The sequence below is a fragment of the Acidovorax sp. GW835-FHT14G06 genome, assembly GCF_058793595.1.
The window spans coordinates 19,709-34,892 of sequence record NZ_JBXAGA010000014.1 but is presented as its reverse complement, the minus strand read 5'-3'; the positions used below and the strand labels follow the sequence as shown (position 1 = coordinate 34,892).

The following is a 15,184-nucleotide window of genomic DNA, read 5'->3' as shown; positions in this document are numbered from 1 at the left end:
TTAAGCCACCTTGGCAGAACCAGAAAAGAAAGAGGACAAGCGCCGCACGACGGCGCGCAGAAACTTGAACAGCACCACCAGCAGCAGCACCGACACGACCACCATCACCACCAGCGCGATGCCAAAGGCCACCGGGTGCTGCGTGGCCAGCCAGACCACGGCCACCACCAGGCCGTCTTCAAAGAACGACAGCCCCCAGTTGGAAAACGGCTCGGGCGAAGTGTTCACCGCAGCGCGCGTGGTCATCTTGGTGGCCAAGGCCGTGGCAGAGAGCGAGCCGCCCAGCAGTCCCGCCACCACGGCCATGGTCGCGTTGTCGGCACCGAACACGCCGTAGGCCAACGCAGCGCCCGCAGGTACGCGGATGAAGGCATGGATGGCATCCCAGGCGCTGTCCACCCAGGGCACCTTGTCGGCAAAAAACTCCACCATCAGCATGAAGCCGCTGACCATCAGCACCAGCGGGTGCTGCAGCATCGCGAGGCCGGGCGGCAGGGGCATCCAGCCCAGCACACCCATCATGCCGACGAGGAACACCACCGCATACAGCCGAAACCCGCTGGCCCAGCCCAGTGCGGCGGCCAGCGCCAGCAGGCTGGGCATGTCGAGCTTCGCAGTTGCTGTGGCTGCCGCGTCGCCCACGGCGCGCGCGGTGCCGCCATCCACATGCAGCCCCAGCGTGTGGAGCCACTGCACGATGTTGAACCAGAGGGTGTCCATGGCCTGCTTGTACTGATCAGCCCAACCAGGCAGGTTTGCGCTTGTTGAGGAACGACTGCACGCCTTCCATGCCCTCATCGCTGGCACGGATGTCGGCAATGCCCTGCACCGTGGCGGCAATCAGCCCGGCATTGATTTCGCGCTCTGCCACATCCATCACCAGCTTCTTGCACACGCGCACAGCGTTGGGGCTGGCGCTGGTCAGGGCCTTGAGCAGTTCGTCCACCTTGGTGTCGAGCTGGTCTGCGACCACGACCTCATGCACAAAGCCAATGCGCAAGGCTTCGGCCGCGCCAAAACGCTCAGCGGTGAGGAAGTACCGGTGCGCAGCACGTGCGCCCATGGCACGGATCACATAGGGGCTGATGGTGGCGGGGATGAGCCCCAGCTTCACCTCGCTGAGGCAAAAGCCTGCCGTGTCCACGGCCACGGCCATGTCGCACGCGGCCACCAAGCCCATGCCACCGGCGTACACATCGCCCTGCACGCGGGCGATGGTTGGCTTGGGGCATTCGTAGATCACGCGCAGCATCTCGGCCAACTTTCCCGCGTCGGCGATGTTCTCGTCGCGCGTGTAGTCGGCCATGCGGCGCATCCAGTTGAGGTTGGCACCGGCGCAAAAGGCAGGGCCTTCTGCGGCGAGCACCACGGCGCGCACGTCGGCACGCCCTCCGACTTCCAGAAAGGCCGCAGTGATCTCGGCGATGACTTCATCGCTGAAGGCGTTGCGAATCTCAGGCTGCGTGAGCGTGATGCGCGCCATGGCGCCTTGGTAAGTGATTTGCAGGTTGCTGCTCATGGGATGGTTCCGGCCTGTTCGGCCTGCAGGAAATAGACAAGGTCCAACTCAGGGCAGGGCTGGCCCAGGGCGGTCAGTGCGGCCGTGATCTGGCCCCGGTGGTGGGTGCCATGGTTGAACACATGGGCCAGGGTGGCGGCAAAGGGCAGAGATGCCGCCGTGCCGCGCATGGTGGTGTAGTCCAGCGTGCCGCTCCAGCGCTCGGCAGGCCAGGTTGCGATCAGCGGAGCCCAACGGGCCGCACCTTCTTGCAGGCGCAGCGCGAGTGCCTTCCGGTCAGCCTCCACTTCAGCATCCAGCGCTACTTTGGGCGAGGTGCCTTGCGAGAACCGCACAAACCACAGCAAATGCTCGCCCACGAGCAGATGGTTGAGCGTGCTGTGGATGCTGCGAAAGAACAGACCCACATCGCGCCGGTAGTCTGCCTCCTGCAAGGTGTCCACGACATCAAGGAGGCGGTCCGTGGCCCACTGGTTGTAGCGTGCAAGCTGGCTGAAATGCTGGATGGGGTTCATGGCGCCTTCCGCGTGCCCAGCACCCGGCTCCAGAACGATTGCAGGGCGGCCAGCGACTTTGCGCGCGCCTGCAGGTTACCGCCCTGGTGCACCCCCTGTACTGAGGTACCGTTAGGCACATCGCCGCGCAGACGCACGGGCGCTGTGCCGTCAAAGCCGTGGTAGCTGCCCTCGTACACATGCACGGTGACATCGCTGCCCGCGCGAGCCTGGAGTGTGGCGGCCCAGTCCACGCAAGGTTGGGCCGGGGTCCAGTCGTCCAGTGCGCCCAGTTGCATCAGCAGCGGAACACTCTCTGCCACGGCCTGGCGTTTGAGCAAAGGCCCGCAGCCAGGGTAGAAGACCGCCGCGCCAGCCAGTGGCGGCTCGCCCTCTTGGAGGTCGGAGTGTCGCTGCACCAGCAGATTCAACGTCGTGGTGCCGCCGTTGGACCAGCCCATCACGCCGATGCGCTGCGCATCCACGCCGGGCTGTGCGGCCAGCCACACCAGGGCAGCGCGCGCATCCTGCGCGCGATCGTTCACGCCCAGAGTGCGGTCGCGGTAGCGGGTTTGGCACACGTCATGCAGCCCGCGCGATCCGAAACTGTCGGGCATCAGCACGGCATAGCCTGCGGCATGCAGCGTCTCGGCGGTTTCCCTGTAGCGGGAAGACAGCACACCCGTCTTGGCATACAGACCACCACAGCCATGCAGCGCCAGCACGGCCGGCTGTGCGGACGCAGTGGCATGCACTGATGGCTGGGGCGCAGGCCACCAATGGGCACGCAGCACGGCGCCGGAAGGCAAAGGCAACTCCACCTGCTGCAGCACTACAGGCGCCTCAGCGGCCGGCTGGGCCCATGCAGCACCAGCGCAGGCACCGGCCAGGACCAACGCGGCGAAGGCCTTGCGGGGGAAGAGGTGGGTGGCAAACGTCATGGCACCCAGGTCAACGCCCAGCAGGGGTTGGGAACCCGTTCGTATCCAGAAATTCGGAAACGGCGGGCTGCCACACTTGCGGGAAACGCGTGAAAAGGGAGTGCCCATCTTCACCATGCGGAGGGAACTGCACAAAGCCCGCCTTGCCCCCCGCCTTGGTGAACGCGGCATGCCACTGGCGCGGCAACTGGGGGCCGAAGTACATGTCGTTTTCGGTGTAGATCCACAGCATGGGCACCTTGGCCTGCGCACCGTAGGTCTGAAAGGTGCGCTCCAGCGCAGGCTGCGAGCAGGGGTTCTGGGGCCGGCCCTTGGGGTCACCGCCACTGCCGCCTGCAAAGTTGATGGCCGCCACCACACCGGGCGGATTCATCGCGGCCAAGGCCACCGTGCTGGCGCCACCGAACGACTGCCCGACCACCAGCACCCTGTCGGGCGCAACGTCGGGCCGCTGGCGCACGGCGTTCAGGGCGGCAAGCATTTGCACGGCAGCAGCGTCGAACCCTGGCGGGTAGTTGCGGTTGTTGCAGGCCCCCGTGTCCTCCACATCCTCACCACCGCTCACGCCATAGCCCACGCGGGTCGGCACGGCCACCACAAAGCCACGGCGCAGCAGGTAGCGCGACGCATCGGTGTAGCGCGCCCGCCCCAGGCTAGCCCGGCCTTGCGCATCCGGTGCGCGACCGTGGTTGATGAGCGCAATCGGCGCAGGCCGGGGGTTGGTGTCGTCGGACCAGACCGTCACGCGGATGTCTTGAGCGATCTGCTTGCCCCAGGGGTTTTTGACCTGCACAGGCACATCGATCTGCTCCTCCACCACCCGTGCATGCGCGGCACCGGCCAGCACCGCCAACGCCACACCCCAAGCCCATCCACAAGACACGCGCATCTCTGCAGCCCCTTACATGCGGAAAAGGCCGAACTTGGTGTCTTCGATCGGCGCGTTGCGCGTGGCGGCCAGCCCCAGCGCGAGCACACGGCGGGTGTCGGCCGGGTCGATCACGCCGTCGTCCCACAGGCGCGCGGTGGCGTAGTAAGGGTGGCCCTGGTCTTCGTACTGGCGGCGGATGGGGGCCTTGAAGGCTTCTTCTTCCTCCATGCTCCACTGGCCGCCTTTGCCTTCGATGCCATCGCGCTTCACGGTGGCCAGTACACCGGCCGCCTGCTCGCCGCCCATCACGCTGATGCGCGCGTTGGGCCACATCCACAGGAAGCGCGGCGAGTACGCGCGGCCGCACATGCCGTAGTTGCCCGCGCCAAAGCTGCCGCCGATGATGATGGTGAACTTGGGCACGCTGGCCGTGGCTACGGCCGTGACCATCTTGGCGCCGTTGCGGGCAATGCCTTCGTTCTCGTACTTGCGCCCGACCATGAAGCCGGTGATGTTCTGCAGGAACACCAGCGGGATCTTGCGCTGGCAGCACAGTTCGATGAAGTGCGCGCCTTTCAGGGCCGACTCGCTGAACAGAATGCCGTTGTTGGCGATGATGCCGACCATCATCCCTTCGATGCGCGCAAAACCTGTGACCAGCGTGGTGCCGTAGCGTGCCTTGAACTCGTCGAACTCGCTGCCGTCCACGATGCGCGCAATGATCTCTCGCACATCGAACGGCTTGCGCGTGTCCACGGGAATCACGCCGTACAGATCCTCTGCTGCAAATTTAGGAGCTACCGGTGCATGATCTGCGGGCGCCTGCGGTTTGTTTTTATTCAAATTGCGCACTGCATTGCGTGCCAGTTGCAGCGCGTGCATGTCGTTCTGCGCCAGGTGGTCAGCCACACCCGACAGGCGCGTGTGCACGTCGCCGCCGCCCAGGTCTTCCGCCGTGACGACCTCGCCCGTAGCGGCCTTGACCAGCGGCGGGCCACCCAGAAAGATGGTGCCCTGGTTCTTGACGATGATCGATTCATCGCTCATCGCGGGCACGTAGGCGCCGCCCGCCGTACAGCTGCCCATGACTACCGCGATCTGCGAGATGCCCATGGCGCTCATGTTGGCCTGGTTGAAGAAGATGCGGCCGAAGTGGTCGCGGTCAGGAAAGACTTCGTCTTGATTAGGCAGGTTGGCACCGCCGGAGTCCACCAGGTAAATACAAGGCAGGTGGTTCTGCTGCGCCACCTCTTGTGCACGCAGGTGCTTCTTGACGGTGAGCGGGTAGTAGGTGCCGCCCTTCACCGTGGCGTCGTTGCACACGATCATGCAGTCCACACCACTCACGCGGCCAATGCCTGCAATGAGCCCCGCGCTGGGCGCGTCGTTGTTGTACATGTTGAGCGCGGCCAGCGGCGCGAGTTCGAGGAACGGCGTACCCGGGTCCAGCAGCATCTGCACGCGCTCGCGCGGCAGCAGCTTGCCGCGTGCGGTGTGCTTGGCGCGGGCCGCCTCGCCGCCGCCCTGGGCGACCTTGTCGAGCTGGGCGCGCAGGTCATCCACCAGCGTGCGCATGGCCGCGGCGTTGGCCAGGAAGTCCGCCGAGCGGGCGTTGAGTTGGGTGTCGAGAATGGTCATACGGTGTTGCTCTTTCAAGCGGTCTTTTGTTCTTCCAGACCCAGTTGGTCCTTCATCTCATCGCGGATCTTGAACTTCTGGATCTTGCCCGTCACCGTCATCGGAAAGCTGGTGACAAAGCGGATGTAACGCGGCACCTTGTAGTGCGCGATCTGGCCCTTGCAGAAGGCGCGGATGTCGTCCTCGGTGGGTTGGGTGCCGGGCTTGGCGATGATCCAGGCGCAGAGTTCTTCGCCGTACTTCTGGTCGGGCACGCCCACCACCTGTACATCCTGCACCTGCGGGTGGCGGTACAAAAACTCTTCAATCTCGCGTGGGTAGATGTTCTCGCCACCACGGATCACCATGTCCTTGATGCGGCCGACGATGTTCACGTAGCCCTCGGCATCCATGGTGGCCAGGTCACCGGTGTGCATCCAGCCGCCTTCGTCAATCGCCTCGCGGGTCTTGGCCGGGTCGCCCCAATAGCCGTGCATGACGGAATAGCCCTTGGTGCAGAACTCGCCCCGCTGGCCGATGGGCACCACGGCACCGGTGTCCGGGTCCACGATTTGGATCTCCAGGTGCGGCTGCACCTGGCCCACGGTGGAGACGCGCTTGTCCAGCGGCGTGTCGGTGCTGCTCTGGCAGCTCACGGGGCTGGTCTCGGTCATGCCATAAGCAATGGTGATCTCGCGCAGGTTCATCTGCTCCACCACACGCTTCATCACCTCGGTGGGGCATGGCGAGCCGGCCATGATGCCGGTGCGCAGGGTGCTGAGGTTGAACTCGGCAAAACGCGGGTGGTCCAGCTCGGCGATGAACATGGTGGGCACGCCGTGCAGGCCGGTGCAGCGCTCATCCTGCACCGTCTGCAGCACCGTCAGCGGGTCGAACCCATCGTTGGGGTAGACGATGGCAGAGCCATGCGTGAGGCAGGCCAGGTTGCCCAGCACCATGCCAAAGCAGTGGTACAGCGGCACGGGGATGCACAGCCGGTCTTCGGGCGTGAGCTTCATGCACTCGCCGATGAAGAAACCGTTGTTCAGGATATTGCGGTGCGTGAGCGTGGCGCCCTTGGGGAAGCCCGTGGTGCCGCTGGTGAACTGGATGTTGATGGGGTCGGTGGCCTTGAGCGAGCCCGCCACCTGGGCCAGACGCGGGTCGGCCGCGTTGCCGCGTGCCAGCAGGTCGGTAAAGCGCAGCAGGCCAGGCTCGTCGGCGCCCTGCCCCGCTTGGTCGATCCACACCACGGTGTTCAGGTGGGGCAGCTTCACGGAGCCCAGCTGGCCCGGCTGCTGGTGGTGCCACTCGGGCGCCAGCTCGCGCAGCATGCCCAGGTAGTCGCTGGTCTTGAACCGCGCCATGGTCACCAGCAGCTTGCAGCCCACCTTGTTCAGCGCGTATTCGACCTCGGACGTGCGGTACGCCGGGTTGATGTTGACCAGCACCAGACCCACCTGTGCGGTGGCCAGCTGCATCAGCACCCATTCGGCATTGTTGTGCGACCAGATGCCCACGCGGTCGCCAGGGGTGAGCCCCATGCCCAGCAGCGCGCTGGCAAGGCGTTGCGCCTCGGCCTGCAGTTGGGCGTAGGTGGAGCGGCGGCCCTGGTGCACGCTGACCAGCGCCTCGCGGTCGGGCTGGCGAGCCACCATGTCGGCAAAAAAGGCGCCGATGGTCTGCTCGATCAGGGGAACATCGGTGGCGCCACGGGCGTAACTGTCCACCAGTGGTGCGGGGTTTGTTGAGGCTGCACTCGTCACGGGGGTTGTCTCCTCTGTCATCCAGCCCTGCGCCATGGGTGGTCTGCGGGCGGCGATCCGTAAGCATAGAAGCCCGAACACCCGGCGGGTGGACACAATGGTTGCAAATCGTGCCATGGCTGGCACACTCTGTGGCGTGAAGACCACCGCCCCCACCGACCACCGTCTCCCAGCCACACCATCTGCCTTCGCCGCCACGCCCATCGCACCTGCAGCCACGCCGATCGCCTTCGTGCGTGCCATTGCTCTGGCGTACGAGCAACGCGGCCTGAGCCCCGAACGTGCCCTGGCCCAGGCACAGATTGCGCCGCAGCTGCTGCGCGATGACAGTGCCCGCATCACCGCCTGGCAGATGGAGCAGATCTCCGACGCCGCCATGCAGGAGCTGGACGACGAAGCCCTGGGCTGGTTCAGCCGCCGCCTGCCCTGGGGCAGCTACGGCATGCTGGCGCGCGCCAGCATCAGCTCGCCCACGCTGCAGGTGGCCCTGGCCCGCTGGTGCCGCCACCATGGGCTGCTGGCGGACGACATTGCCCTGCACCTCACCACCCAAGGCGACACCGCCACCCTGGCCATCACCGAGGCCCGCGACCTGGGCGTGCTGCGCGAGTTCTGCCTGGTATCCGTGCTGCGTAACGCCCACGGCCTGGCCTGCTGGATGGTGGACTCGCGCATTCCGCTCATTGCCGCAGAATTTACCTTTGATGCGCCCCCGCACTCTGATGCGTATGCCGTGCTGTTCCGAGGCCCCGTCACCTTCCACGCGCCACGCACCGCCATCCACTTCGACGCCCGCTACCTGCACCTGCCCCTGCGCCGCGACGAGCAGGCCCTGCGCCAGATGCTGCAACACGCCCTGCCCCTGACGGTGCTGCACTACCGCCGCGACCGCCTGCTGGTGCAGCGCGTGCGCCAGCTGCTGGCCGCGCCCCTGCCGGGGCAACCGGCCCACGCCCTGCCCCAGCACAGCGCCGAATCGCTGGCCGCGCTGCTGCATGTGTCACCGCGTACGCTACACCGGCAACTGAAGGAAGAAGGAGCCACGCTGCAAGGCCTGAAAGACGAGGTGCGCCGCACCCGCGCGGTGGAGCTGCTGCACCGCACGCAAAGGCCAATCAAGCAGGTGGCCGAGGCGGCGGGGTTTGAGAACGAGAAGAGTTTTATCCGGGCGTTCCGCGGGTGGACGGGGCAGTCGCCGGCGGAGTTTCGGAGAGTGGTGCGGGTGCCGTAGGCGTGAGCAGAAAACAGATTGAATGGGGTCGATCCGCTGGATGCTTTTCTATTTACATCCCAGAACAAGCGCCTGTGTAAGAGAGCATCTTCACCAGCCCGACGCCAGACACCATTCAAACCAAGTTCCAACGCGACTCGAATGACGGCGAAAGCACCAGAACCCTGGTGCTGTGTTTGTCGCTTTTTCTAAACCCCAGAGTTGGCATGCACAGTCCGTCGCAAGTCCTCGCTGGGGGTGGCTTCAAAGTGCCTCAGGTAGTCGCGACTGAACTGCGAAGAACTCTCGTATCCCACTGCAAACGCCGCACCGGATACGTTGTGCTCCCCGCCTATCAACAGGCGACGCGCCTCCAGTAGCCGCAGCTGCTTCTGGTACTGCAACGGACTGAGACCCGTGATCTCCCGAAAGCTGCGATTCAGACTGGCGCGGCTCATCCCGCAGGCCACGCCGACATCCTCGACCTTGAATGACCTGTCAAAGTTCTGACCAATCCAGCCGATGGCTTTTCGCACCTTCGGCAATGCTCCCTTGGCACTTGCAATCTGGCGCAACAGCTTTCCATGCGGACCTGACAACAGCCGATACAGCAGTTCTCGCTCAAGCAGGGGGGCAAGAACCGGGACATCCTGCGGCCGCCCCATAAGCACCAGGGAACGGGCCAAAACATCCTCCAGCTCCCGGTTCATGGGTGCAGTCGATAGCCCAAATTCGCTACTTTCGCCATCACTCGAAACAGGCATGGACAGGATCAATTCATTGAGTAGCACCGGATCCAAAACCAGCGTCAGAGCGACATAGGGCCGTTGCTGGGCATCACTGTAGACCTGCCCCATCAGCGGCAGATCCAGCGCGCTAACCAGATAGTGGCCCGCCTCGTAGCGCAGCACCTTGTCACCGAAGGAGACGCGTTTGCTTCCTTGCAGGATGAAACACGCCATGGCGCGGTACTGGCAGGCGTTCTCACTTTCCTGTCCTTGATCGACATGTAACTCGATGCGGGGAATGTTCGACTTCAAAGTACCGGGTTGGATGCAGCGCAACACACTTTCCAGCGGGCTCGAAAGATGGGTGTCCATGGGTGGCTCGGCGGGTATCACGGTGGTTGAGTCAATCGTGCAAGAGAACAAGCGCATCGGGCAAGCCCTGAAAAGCGCTTCGCCCTAAATTGTGAGCTCTTGGCGATATCCGCCATTTCAAGCACAGAAATGAAGTGAGTTCAGTTATGACATCAAAAATTGCTCTGATTACCGGCGCGAGCCGTGGGCTTGGCCGCAACATGGCCCTGCATCTGGCCGAGCGGGACATCGGCATTGTCGGCACCTATCGTACGGGCCAGGATGAGGCAGCTGCGCTTCAGCGACAGATTGAAGAAAGCGGCGGCAAGGCGGTGATGCTCCGGCTGGATGTGGCTGACACCGCGTCCTTTCCCGCATTCGGCGAAGCAGTCCGTGCGTCCTTGCAGGATCGCTTTCAGCGCCCCCGTTTTGACTACCTCGTCAACAACGCTGGCATAGGCTTGCATGCCCCGTTCGCCGAAACGACCGAAGCACAGTTCGACGCACTCGTGGACGCCCATCTGCGCGCACCGCTGTTCCTGACACAGCAGCTGCTACCACTTCTCGAAGGCGGCGGCAGCATCCTGAACATGTCAACGGGCTTCACGCGTTTCACGCTGCCCGGCTACAGCGTGTACGCGGCGGTCAAGGCCGCCGTCGAAGTGTTGACACGCTACATGGCCGTCGAACTGGGCGAGCGCCGCATCCGGGTGAACACGATCGCGCCGGGCGCCATCGCAACCGACTTCATGGGCGGCGCGGTGCGTGATAACGAAGGAGTCAATGCCTACGTAGCTCAAGGTATCGCCCTGGGACGCGTGGGCCAGCCTGATGACATCGGGAGAGCCGTGGCGGCCATTCTTTCGAGCGACTTAGCCTGGGCCAATGGCACGTCGTTCGATGTGTCGGGCGGGCAGCTGCTGTAGGTGGACAGCGCGTCGCATTTCACAACCAAACCACCGGGAGAAGTTCAATGAAGTTTGCGCTGTTGGCAATGGCTGTCGCCTTTTTTTCACCGACGGTTTGGTCGCAGACCTGCAGCACGCCGAGCGAGGCAGAGCATCGAAAGTTGCGAACACCCATCGAAACCGTCACCGCCTTCAGCGCTGCCTTCCCGAAGGACAACGGAACCTCTGCAATTCGGCAATGGTTCACCCCAAGAACCGTCTGGGTCAATGAAGGCGTATCGACAACAACAGGTATCGAAGAGGCACAGGCGTTTCTCAATCGCCCCGGCAAATCATCCGACATCTCCGCTGTTCATTTCGACATGCTTGCCATCGCTGCGGATGGCAATCGTGTGCTGACCGAGCGACTCGACCGCTTCGTCCGCGCTGATGGGAGTTCCGTCGCCGCCGTGAAGGTGATGGGTATCTTCGAGGTAGAGGGCGATTGCATCGTCGCTTGGCGGGACTACTTTGACGTCAACTTTTCCAAAAAGATATCGAATACACAGAAATAGGCTCAACAGCCGTCAGAAGCCCCAGAGCAGAAATCAAGGAAGGTTTCGTCGAGCAACGCGCTAACTGTGCATGACTTCGCCCATCATTCCTAAACCACCTATGTCAACCTCTGCACTCAGCCTCATCAGCCACCCTCTCTGCCCATTCGTACAGCGCGCCGCTATCGTGCTGCTGGAAAAGGGCATTCCCTTCACCAGGATTGACGTGGACCTTTCGGCAAAGCCTGCTTGGTTCCTGGCGATGTCTCCGACCAGCAAAGTGCCCTTGCTCAAAATCCATGACCACAACGGTACGCACAAGGTGTTGTTCGAAAGCATGGCCATCTGCGAGTATCTGGAAGAGACACAGGCCGGTGCACCGCTGCACCCTGGCGACCCACTGGTACGCGCGCAACACCGTGCCTGGATCGAGTTTGGATCGGCGACTCTGGCCGATGCCTGGGGTTACTTGAATGCCAAGGATTCCACCGCAGCCGGCATGAAAGCCGTGGCTTTCAGGGACAAGCTTGACCGTATGGAAGACGCGCTCGGTACTGGCCCTTACTTTGGAGGAGACCAGTTCAGCATGGTAGACGCCGTGTTCGCTCCCGTATTTCGCTATTTTGAAGGGCTGGCGCCTGAAAAAAATGCAGCGATCTTTGAGGGAATGCCGAAGATAGGTGCTTGGCGCTACAGCCTCGCAGTGCGGCCCAGTGTGATCGCTGCGGCACCTTCTGAATATGCAGCGCTTTTTCACGCCCACTTGCAGCGATACGATTCTTGGTTGGCACCGTAATAGCTATCCCGCTCTGCACAACACGGCTCACCAGAAGACTGCCCGGCAGTACTTTCACCAACGTCCTCGCTTCTGACCACCGTGCGTCGCAAGCTAAGCTAAGGACAGTCACAGTCACGCGTACACGCACCCATGCTCCATCTCCACCACTGCATCAGCGCCCGCTCCTTCCGCCCCCTGTGGATGCTCGAAGAGCTGCAACTGCCCTACCAGCTCCACATGCTGCCCTTCCCGCCCCGCGCCAAGGCCCGGTGGTTTCTGGACGAGAACCCGCTGGGCACGGTGCCGCTGCTGGTGCAGGGCGATGTCCGCATGACCGAATCGGCGGCCATGTGCCAGTACCTGGCCGCCACGCACCCCGACGCAGGGCTGGATGTGGCGCCCACGCACCCGGCGTATGGCGCGTACCTGAACTGGCTGCACATGAGCGATGCGACGCTGACCTTTCCGCAGACGCTGGTGCTGCGCTATGGCCGGTTTGAGACCGCAGAGCGCAAGCAGCCGCAGGTGGTGGAGGACTACAGCCGCTGGTTTCTGGCCCGGCTGCGCGCGGTGGAAACGGCCCTGACCCACAGCGGCAGCGAGCACTTGTGCGCGGGCCGATTCACGGCGGCGGATGTGGCGGTGGGGTATGCATTGCTGCTGGCGCAGCACCTGGGGCTGGCGCCGCAGTTTGGGCCCGCTACGCAAGCGTATTGGCAGCGGCTGCAGCAGCGGCCGGGCTACCAGCGCGCGATGGAAGTGCAGGTGCGGGCGGCAGAGGAACAGGCCGTGCCCACGACCCCGGCGCCGGATACGCGGCCCTGAGCGCTCCCCCAGAGCCCCTGAGCGCGCGCCCTCAGTCCTTGGCCTGCAGCCCCGCTGGCGGTGCATGCGGCGCATGGGGCTCGGGGCTGAGCAGCGATTGCACCAGCGCCCGGAACTCGGGCGAGTGGCGCAGCACGCTGCCGCCCGCCTCGATGAGGTCGGTGACTTCTTCCGACGTGATCGAGAACGCCGTGGGCACCTGCAGCAGGCGGCGGCGCGCAATGTCGTCGGGGGCGTCGCGCAGGTTGACGGGAATGACATGGATCTCTGCCTCGGGCGCGAACACGTCGTTGGCACCGGTAGGGCCTGACGCCAGCGAGCGCTGCCATTGGCGTGTGATGTCGCGCAAGAACTCTTGCGTCTCGCGCGTAGCGCGGGCGCCGGTGCCAAACAGCAGGGCATCCACCACCTGCGCCATGTTGGGCACCTTGTCGCTCATGTCGATGTTGACCGAGGGGTCGCGCTCGGCGTTCACCGTGATCAGCACCAGCTTGCGGATGGTGGCAGGCGGTATGCCAACCTCGCTGAAGGTCTGGCGCAGGCCGCCATTGGCCAGGGCGCGGTCCAGCAGGCGCTGCACCCCCAGGTTGTCGGCCAGGCCGCCATCGACCAGATGGATGTAGGGCTTTCGTTGCGCATCCACATAGCTCAGTTCATGGGCGCGATTGAGCCGTACGCGGTAGTCGCCCCCCGCCGCCCCTGCGACCGCTGGGGAGGGACGATCGGGGCACTGGTCGGCGTAGTTCTTGAGCGTCATCGGGCTCAGCAGCAGCGGCACCGCCGACGAGGCCGCCACGGCGAACGACAGCGGCACCTTGCGCAGGTCCGAGCAGATCAGCGAAAACTGCTCCCAGGTGAACTCAAAGCCGGTGCCCAGCGACATGTCGGTGGCGGTGATGAACAGCTGCGGGTGGCGCGGGCGCCGCTCCAAGTCGCCAAAGGTGAGGTCGCCATATAGCTCGTCCAGCCGTCGCGCCAGCAGGTGCGAGCGGCCCAGCCAGGGGGAGGTCAGGTCGATAAGATTGCCCGGGCGCAGCGCCTGGGTGATGAGGCTGTTCTGGAAGTTCTGGCGCAGAAAGTCCTGCTCAAAGCGTGGCAGCCCCTCAATGCCATGCGCCGCAAAGTAGGCCGCCACAATGCTGCCGCCCGACACACCGCTGACCACATCGGTGGCGTCCAGCAAGGTGGTGGGGTTGCCGTTCCACACAAACCGCGTTTGCTGCAGCTCGGTCAGCACGCCATAGCCAAACGCGGCGGCCCGCGCCCCACCGCCTGACAGCGTGACGGCCACGAGGATGGTCGGGTCGCGCTCGGACTTGCGCACAGGGATGTTCTGATCGCCCGCAGGCAGGGGTTCGTTGATCCAGGGTTTGACCGACGAACAGCCCGCCAGCAGCGCCAGGGCGGCGGCCACTGCCGTGTGCTTCATGGCCCGCGCGAAGGTGTTCATCGCCATGTCCCTTTTTTCTGTGCACCCGTGTCAGCAGCCGAGAAAAGCGGGCAGCTCGGCCATGCTGCGAAACACGTGGTGCGCCCCTGCCGCCCGCAGCGCGGCCCCATCGTCCAGCGGGGCGTAAGCAAACACGGTGGCCCCGGCAGCCACACCGGCGGTAACGCCGGTCACGGTGTCCTCGACCACCGCACAGCGCGTGGGCGCGGCCTGCAGCGCTGCCGCGGCGGCAAGGTACACGTCGGGCGCGGGCTTGGTGGCGGGCATCTCGTGGCCGCTGAAGATGCGGCCCGCAAAGTACGGCGCCAGGCCCACCTTGGCCAGCTGCATCTCGACTTTGAAACGGTCGGCCCCCGAGGCACAGGCAATGCGCCCGCCATGGTGGGCGTGCACACGCTCGACAGCGCCGTGGATGTGCTCGATGGCGGTGAGCTGCGCCTCCAGCGCGGCATTGCGGCGCGCGTAGAAGGCGGACATCCATTCGTCGGTCAGCGGACGGCCCGTGTAGTGCTCAATGCGCGCGGCCTCGCTGCGCACCATCTTGCCGATGAAGAGGCGCATGCACTCATCCGGCGTCAGCACCCACCCGGCCTCGGCCAGCATGTCGCGCAGCACGCCGTTGGTGATGGGCTCGCTGTCCACCAGCACGCCGTCGCAGTCAAACAGGATTGCTTCAAATTTCATAGCTATCAAGGTATATTGCACTAGCGCTTGAGGTGGTTTTTGCTTGAATTTCAGCCATGCAGGTCTCCATCGACATACAACCAGCGCCCACCGTCGCGCACAAAACGACTGGTCTCGTGCAGGCGCACGGCGCGGCCACCGACGCGGTAGCGGGCCACGAACTCGACCACTGCGTGGTCGGCATCGGTGGCGACGTATCGGCGCACGTCCAGCCCAAGCCATTTGGCTCCTGCATCAAAGTCGAGCGTGGCCGGGCGCGTGCTGGCGTGCCAAGTGGCCTGCAGGTAGTCGGCCCGCTCGCACGCAAAGGCGGTGTAGCGCGATCGCATGAGGCTTTCTGCATCAGGGGCAGCGATTACATCGGCCCCGGGTGCAGGGACATAGCGGCCGCAGCAACTGGCGAAGGGCAGGTGCGATGTACCTTTGCCCTTGCTGCCACCCGGGCCCGCAGGCGCCAGGCGCCCGCAGGGGCAGGGGTCGTTAGGCTGTGGCAAAGGCATCGTGACGTC

General features: G+C 64.4%; 16 protein-coding genes. 5 read left to right on the top strand and 11 right to left on the bottom strand.

The window, feature by feature from the left end:
• The 7 genes from AC1Q64_RS21520 to AC1Q64_RS21490 are packed head-to-tail and all read right to left on the bottom strand — an operon-like array spanning position 1 to position 7,229.
• Positions 1-720: a DUF4126 domain-containing protein gene (locus tag AC1Q64_RS21520; protein ID WP_492252766.1), complete on the bottom strand. Its 720-nt coding sequence runs from the start codon at positions 718-720 to the stop codon at positions 1-3.
• Between the two features lie 16 nt (positions 721-736).
• The gene (locus AC1Q64_RS21515; RefSeq protein ID WP_492252765.1) at positions 737-1,519 is read right to left on the bottom strand and encodes an enoyl-CoA hydratase/isomerase family protein; all 783 of its coding nucleotides are present in this window, start codon (positions 1,517-1,519) and stop codon (positions 737-739) included.
• On the bottom strand, positions 1,516-2,034 hold the full coding sequence (locus AC1Q64_RS21510; RefSeq protein ID WP_291438684.1) for a DinB family protein: 519 nt from the start codon (positions 2,032-2,034) through the stop codon (positions 1,516-1,518). The genes AC1Q64_RS21515 and AC1Q64_RS21510 overlap by 4 nt, the downstream gene beginning before the upstream one ends.
• Entirely contained in the window at positions 2,031-2,954 is a 924-nt protein-coding gene (locus AC1Q64_RS21505) for a dienelactone hydrolase family protein (protein WP_492252764.1), read from the bottom strand. Before AC1Q64_RS21505 ends, AC1Q64_RS21510 begins: the two co-directional genes overlap by 4 nt.
• Positions 2,955-2,964: 10 nt before the next feature.
• The gene (locus AC1Q64_RS21500; protein WP_492252763.1) at positions 2,965-3,837 is read right to left on the bottom strand and encodes an alpha/beta hydrolase family protein; all 873 of its coding nucleotides are present in this window, start codon (positions 3,835-3,837) and stop codon (positions 2,965-2,967) included.
• Between the two features lie 18 nt (positions 3,838-3,855).
• The gene (locus tag AC1Q64_RS21495; RefSeq protein WP_492252762.1) at positions 3,856-5,463 is read right to left on the bottom strand and encodes a carboxyl transferase domain-containing protein; all 1,608 of its coding nucleotides are present in this window, start codon (positions 5,461-5,463) and stop codon (positions 3,856-3,858) included.
• Positions 5,464-5,477: 14 nt separating this feature from the next.
• Entirely contained in the window at positions 5,478-7,229 is a 1,752-nt protein-coding gene (locus AC1Q64_RS21490; protein WP_492252761.1) for an AMP-binding protein, read from the bottom strand.
• Between the two features lie 94 nt (positions 7,230-7,323).
• Here AC1Q64_RS21490 and AC1Q64_RS21485 point away from each other — a divergent pair, with 94 nt between their 5' ends.
• Entirely contained in the window at positions 7,324-8,439 is a 1,116-nt protein-coding gene (locus AC1Q64_RS21485; RefSeq protein WP_492252760.1) for an AraC family transcriptional regulator, read from the top strand.
• Positions 8,440-8,627: 188 nt separating this feature from the next.
• On the opposite strand, the gene AC1Q64_RS21480 is transcribed toward AC1Q64_RS21485, so the two are convergent.
• Positions 8,628-9,518 carry an AraC family transcriptional regulator gene (locus AC1Q64_RS21480; protein ID WP_492252759.1) on the bottom strand — a complete coding sequence of 297 codons (891 nt, stop codon included), beginning with the start codon at positions 9,516-9,518 and terminating at the stop codon, positions 8,628-8,630.
• A 146-nt stretch (positions 9,519-9,664) separates the two neighbouring features.
• Between AC1Q64_RS21480 and AC1Q64_RS21475 the strand changes: the two genes are divergently transcribed.
• From AC1Q64_RS21475 to AC1Q64_RS21460, 4 genes are all read left to right on the top strand, one after another.
• Positions 9,665-10,423, top strand: coding sequence for an SDR family NAD(P)-dependent oxidoreductase (locus AC1Q64_RS21475; RefSeq protein ID WP_492252758.1), 759 nt, complete (start codon positions 9,665-9,667; stop codon positions 10,421-10,423).
• A 47-nt stretch (positions 10,424-10,470) separates the two neighbouring features.
• Positions 10,471-10,959, top strand: coding sequence for a limonene-1,2-epoxide hydrolase family protein (locus tag AC1Q64_RS21470; RefSeq protein ID WP_492252757.1), 489 nt, complete (start codon positions 10,471-10,473; stop codon positions 10,957-10,959).
• Between the two features lie 100 nt (positions 10,960-11,059).
• Positions 11,060-11,734 carry a glutathione S-transferase family protein gene (locus tag AC1Q64_RS21465; protein WP_492252756.1) on the top strand — a complete coding sequence of 225 codons (675 nt, stop codon included), beginning with the start codon at positions 11,060-11,062 and terminating at the stop codon, positions 11,732-11,734.
• A 132-nt stretch (positions 11,735-11,866) separates the two neighbouring features.
• Positions 11,867-12,541 carry a glutathione S-transferase family protein gene (locus AC1Q64_RS21460; protein ID WP_492252755.1) on the top strand — a complete coding sequence of 225 codons (675 nt, stop codon included), beginning with the start codon at positions 11,867-11,869 and terminating at the stop codon, positions 12,539-12,541.
• A gap of 31 nt (positions 12,542-12,572) precedes the next feature.
• Here the strand turns inward: AC1Q64_RS21460 and AC1Q64_RS21455 are convergent, their stop codons facing one another.
• The 3 genes from AC1Q64_RS21455 to AC1Q64_RS21445 are packed head-to-tail and all read right to left on the bottom strand — an operon-like array spanning position 12,573 to position 15,175.
• Positions 12,573-13,997, bottom strand: coding sequence for a patatin-like phospholipase family protein (locus tag AC1Q64_RS21455; RefSeq protein WP_492252754.1), 1,425 nt, complete (start codon positions 13,995-13,997; stop codon positions 12,573-12,575).
• 24 nt (positions 13,998-14,021) lie between these two features.
• Complete coding sequence (locus AC1Q64_RS21450; RefSeq protein ID WP_492252753.1) at positions 14,022-14,675, bottom strand: HAD family hydrolase; 654 nt, start codon at positions 14,673-14,675, stop codon at positions 14,022-14,024.
• 50 nt (positions 14,676-14,725) lie between these two features.
• Positions 14,726-15,175: a YchJ family protein gene (locus AC1Q64_RS21445; protein ID WP_492252752.1), complete on the bottom strand. Its 450-nt coding sequence runs from the start codon at positions 15,173-15,175 to the stop codon at positions 14,726-14,728.
• Positions 15,176-15,184 lie beyond the last annotated feature (9 nt).

Coding starts and splice junctions, on each gene's coding strand:
- AC1Q64_RS21510 (WP_291438684.1), bottom strand. CDS start 2,034: ATGAACCCCATCCAGCATTTCAGCCAGCTTGCACGCTACAACCAGTGG.
- AC1Q64_RS21465 (WP_492252756.1), top strand. CDS start 11,060: ATGTCAACCTCTGCACTCAGCCTCATCAGCCACCCTCTCTGCCCATTC.
- AC1Q64_RS21505 (WP_492252764.1), bottom strand. CDS start 2,954: ATGACGTTTGCCACCCACCTCTTCCCCCGCAAGGCCTTCGCCGCGTTG.
- AC1Q64_RS21470 (WP_492252757.1), top strand. CDS start 10,471: ATGAAGTTTGCGCTGTTGGCAATGGCTGTCGCCTTTTTTTCACCGACG.
- AC1Q64_RS21445 (WP_492252752.1), bottom strand. CDS start 15,175: ATGCCTTTGCCACAGCCTAACGACCCCTGCCCCTGCGGGCGCCTGGCG.
- AC1Q64_RS21520 (WP_492252766.1), bottom strand. CDS start 720: ATGGACACCCTCTGGTTCAACATCGTGCAGTGGCTCCACACGCTGGGG.
- AC1Q64_RS21475 (WP_492252758.1), top strand. CDS start 9,665: ATGACATCAAAAATTGCTCTGATTACCGGCGCGAGCCGTGGGCTTGGC.
- AC1Q64_RS21460 (WP_492252755.1), top strand. CDS start 11,867: ATGCTCCATCTCCACCACTGCATCAGCGCCCGCTCCTTCCGCCCCCTG.
- AC1Q64_RS21485 (WP_492252760.1), top strand. CDS start 7,324: ATGGCTGGCACACTCTGTGGCGTGAAGACCACCGCCCCCACCGACCAC.
- AC1Q64_RS21450 (WP_492252753.1), bottom strand. CDS start 14,675: ATGAAATTTGAAGCAATCCTGTTTGACTGCGACGGCGTGCTGGTGGAC.
- AC1Q64_RS21495 (WP_492252762.1), bottom strand. CDS start 5,463: ATGACCATTCTCGACACCCAACTCAACGCCCGCTCGGCGGACTTCCTG.
- AC1Q64_RS21480 (WP_492252759.1), bottom strand. CDS start 9,518: ATGGACACCCATCTTTCGAGCCCGCTGGAAAGTGTGTTGCGCTGCATC.
- AC1Q64_RS21515 (WP_492252765.1), bottom strand. CDS start 1,519: ATGAGCAGCAACCTGCAAATCACTTACCAAGGCGCCATGGCGCGCATC.
- AC1Q64_RS21455 (WP_492252754.1), bottom strand. CDS start 13,997: ATGGCGATGAACACCTTCGCGCGGGCCATGAAGCACACGGCAGTGGCC.
- AC1Q64_RS21490 (WP_492252761.1), bottom strand. CDS start 7,229: ATGACAGAGGAGACAACCCCCGTGACGAGTGCAGCCTCAACAAACCCC.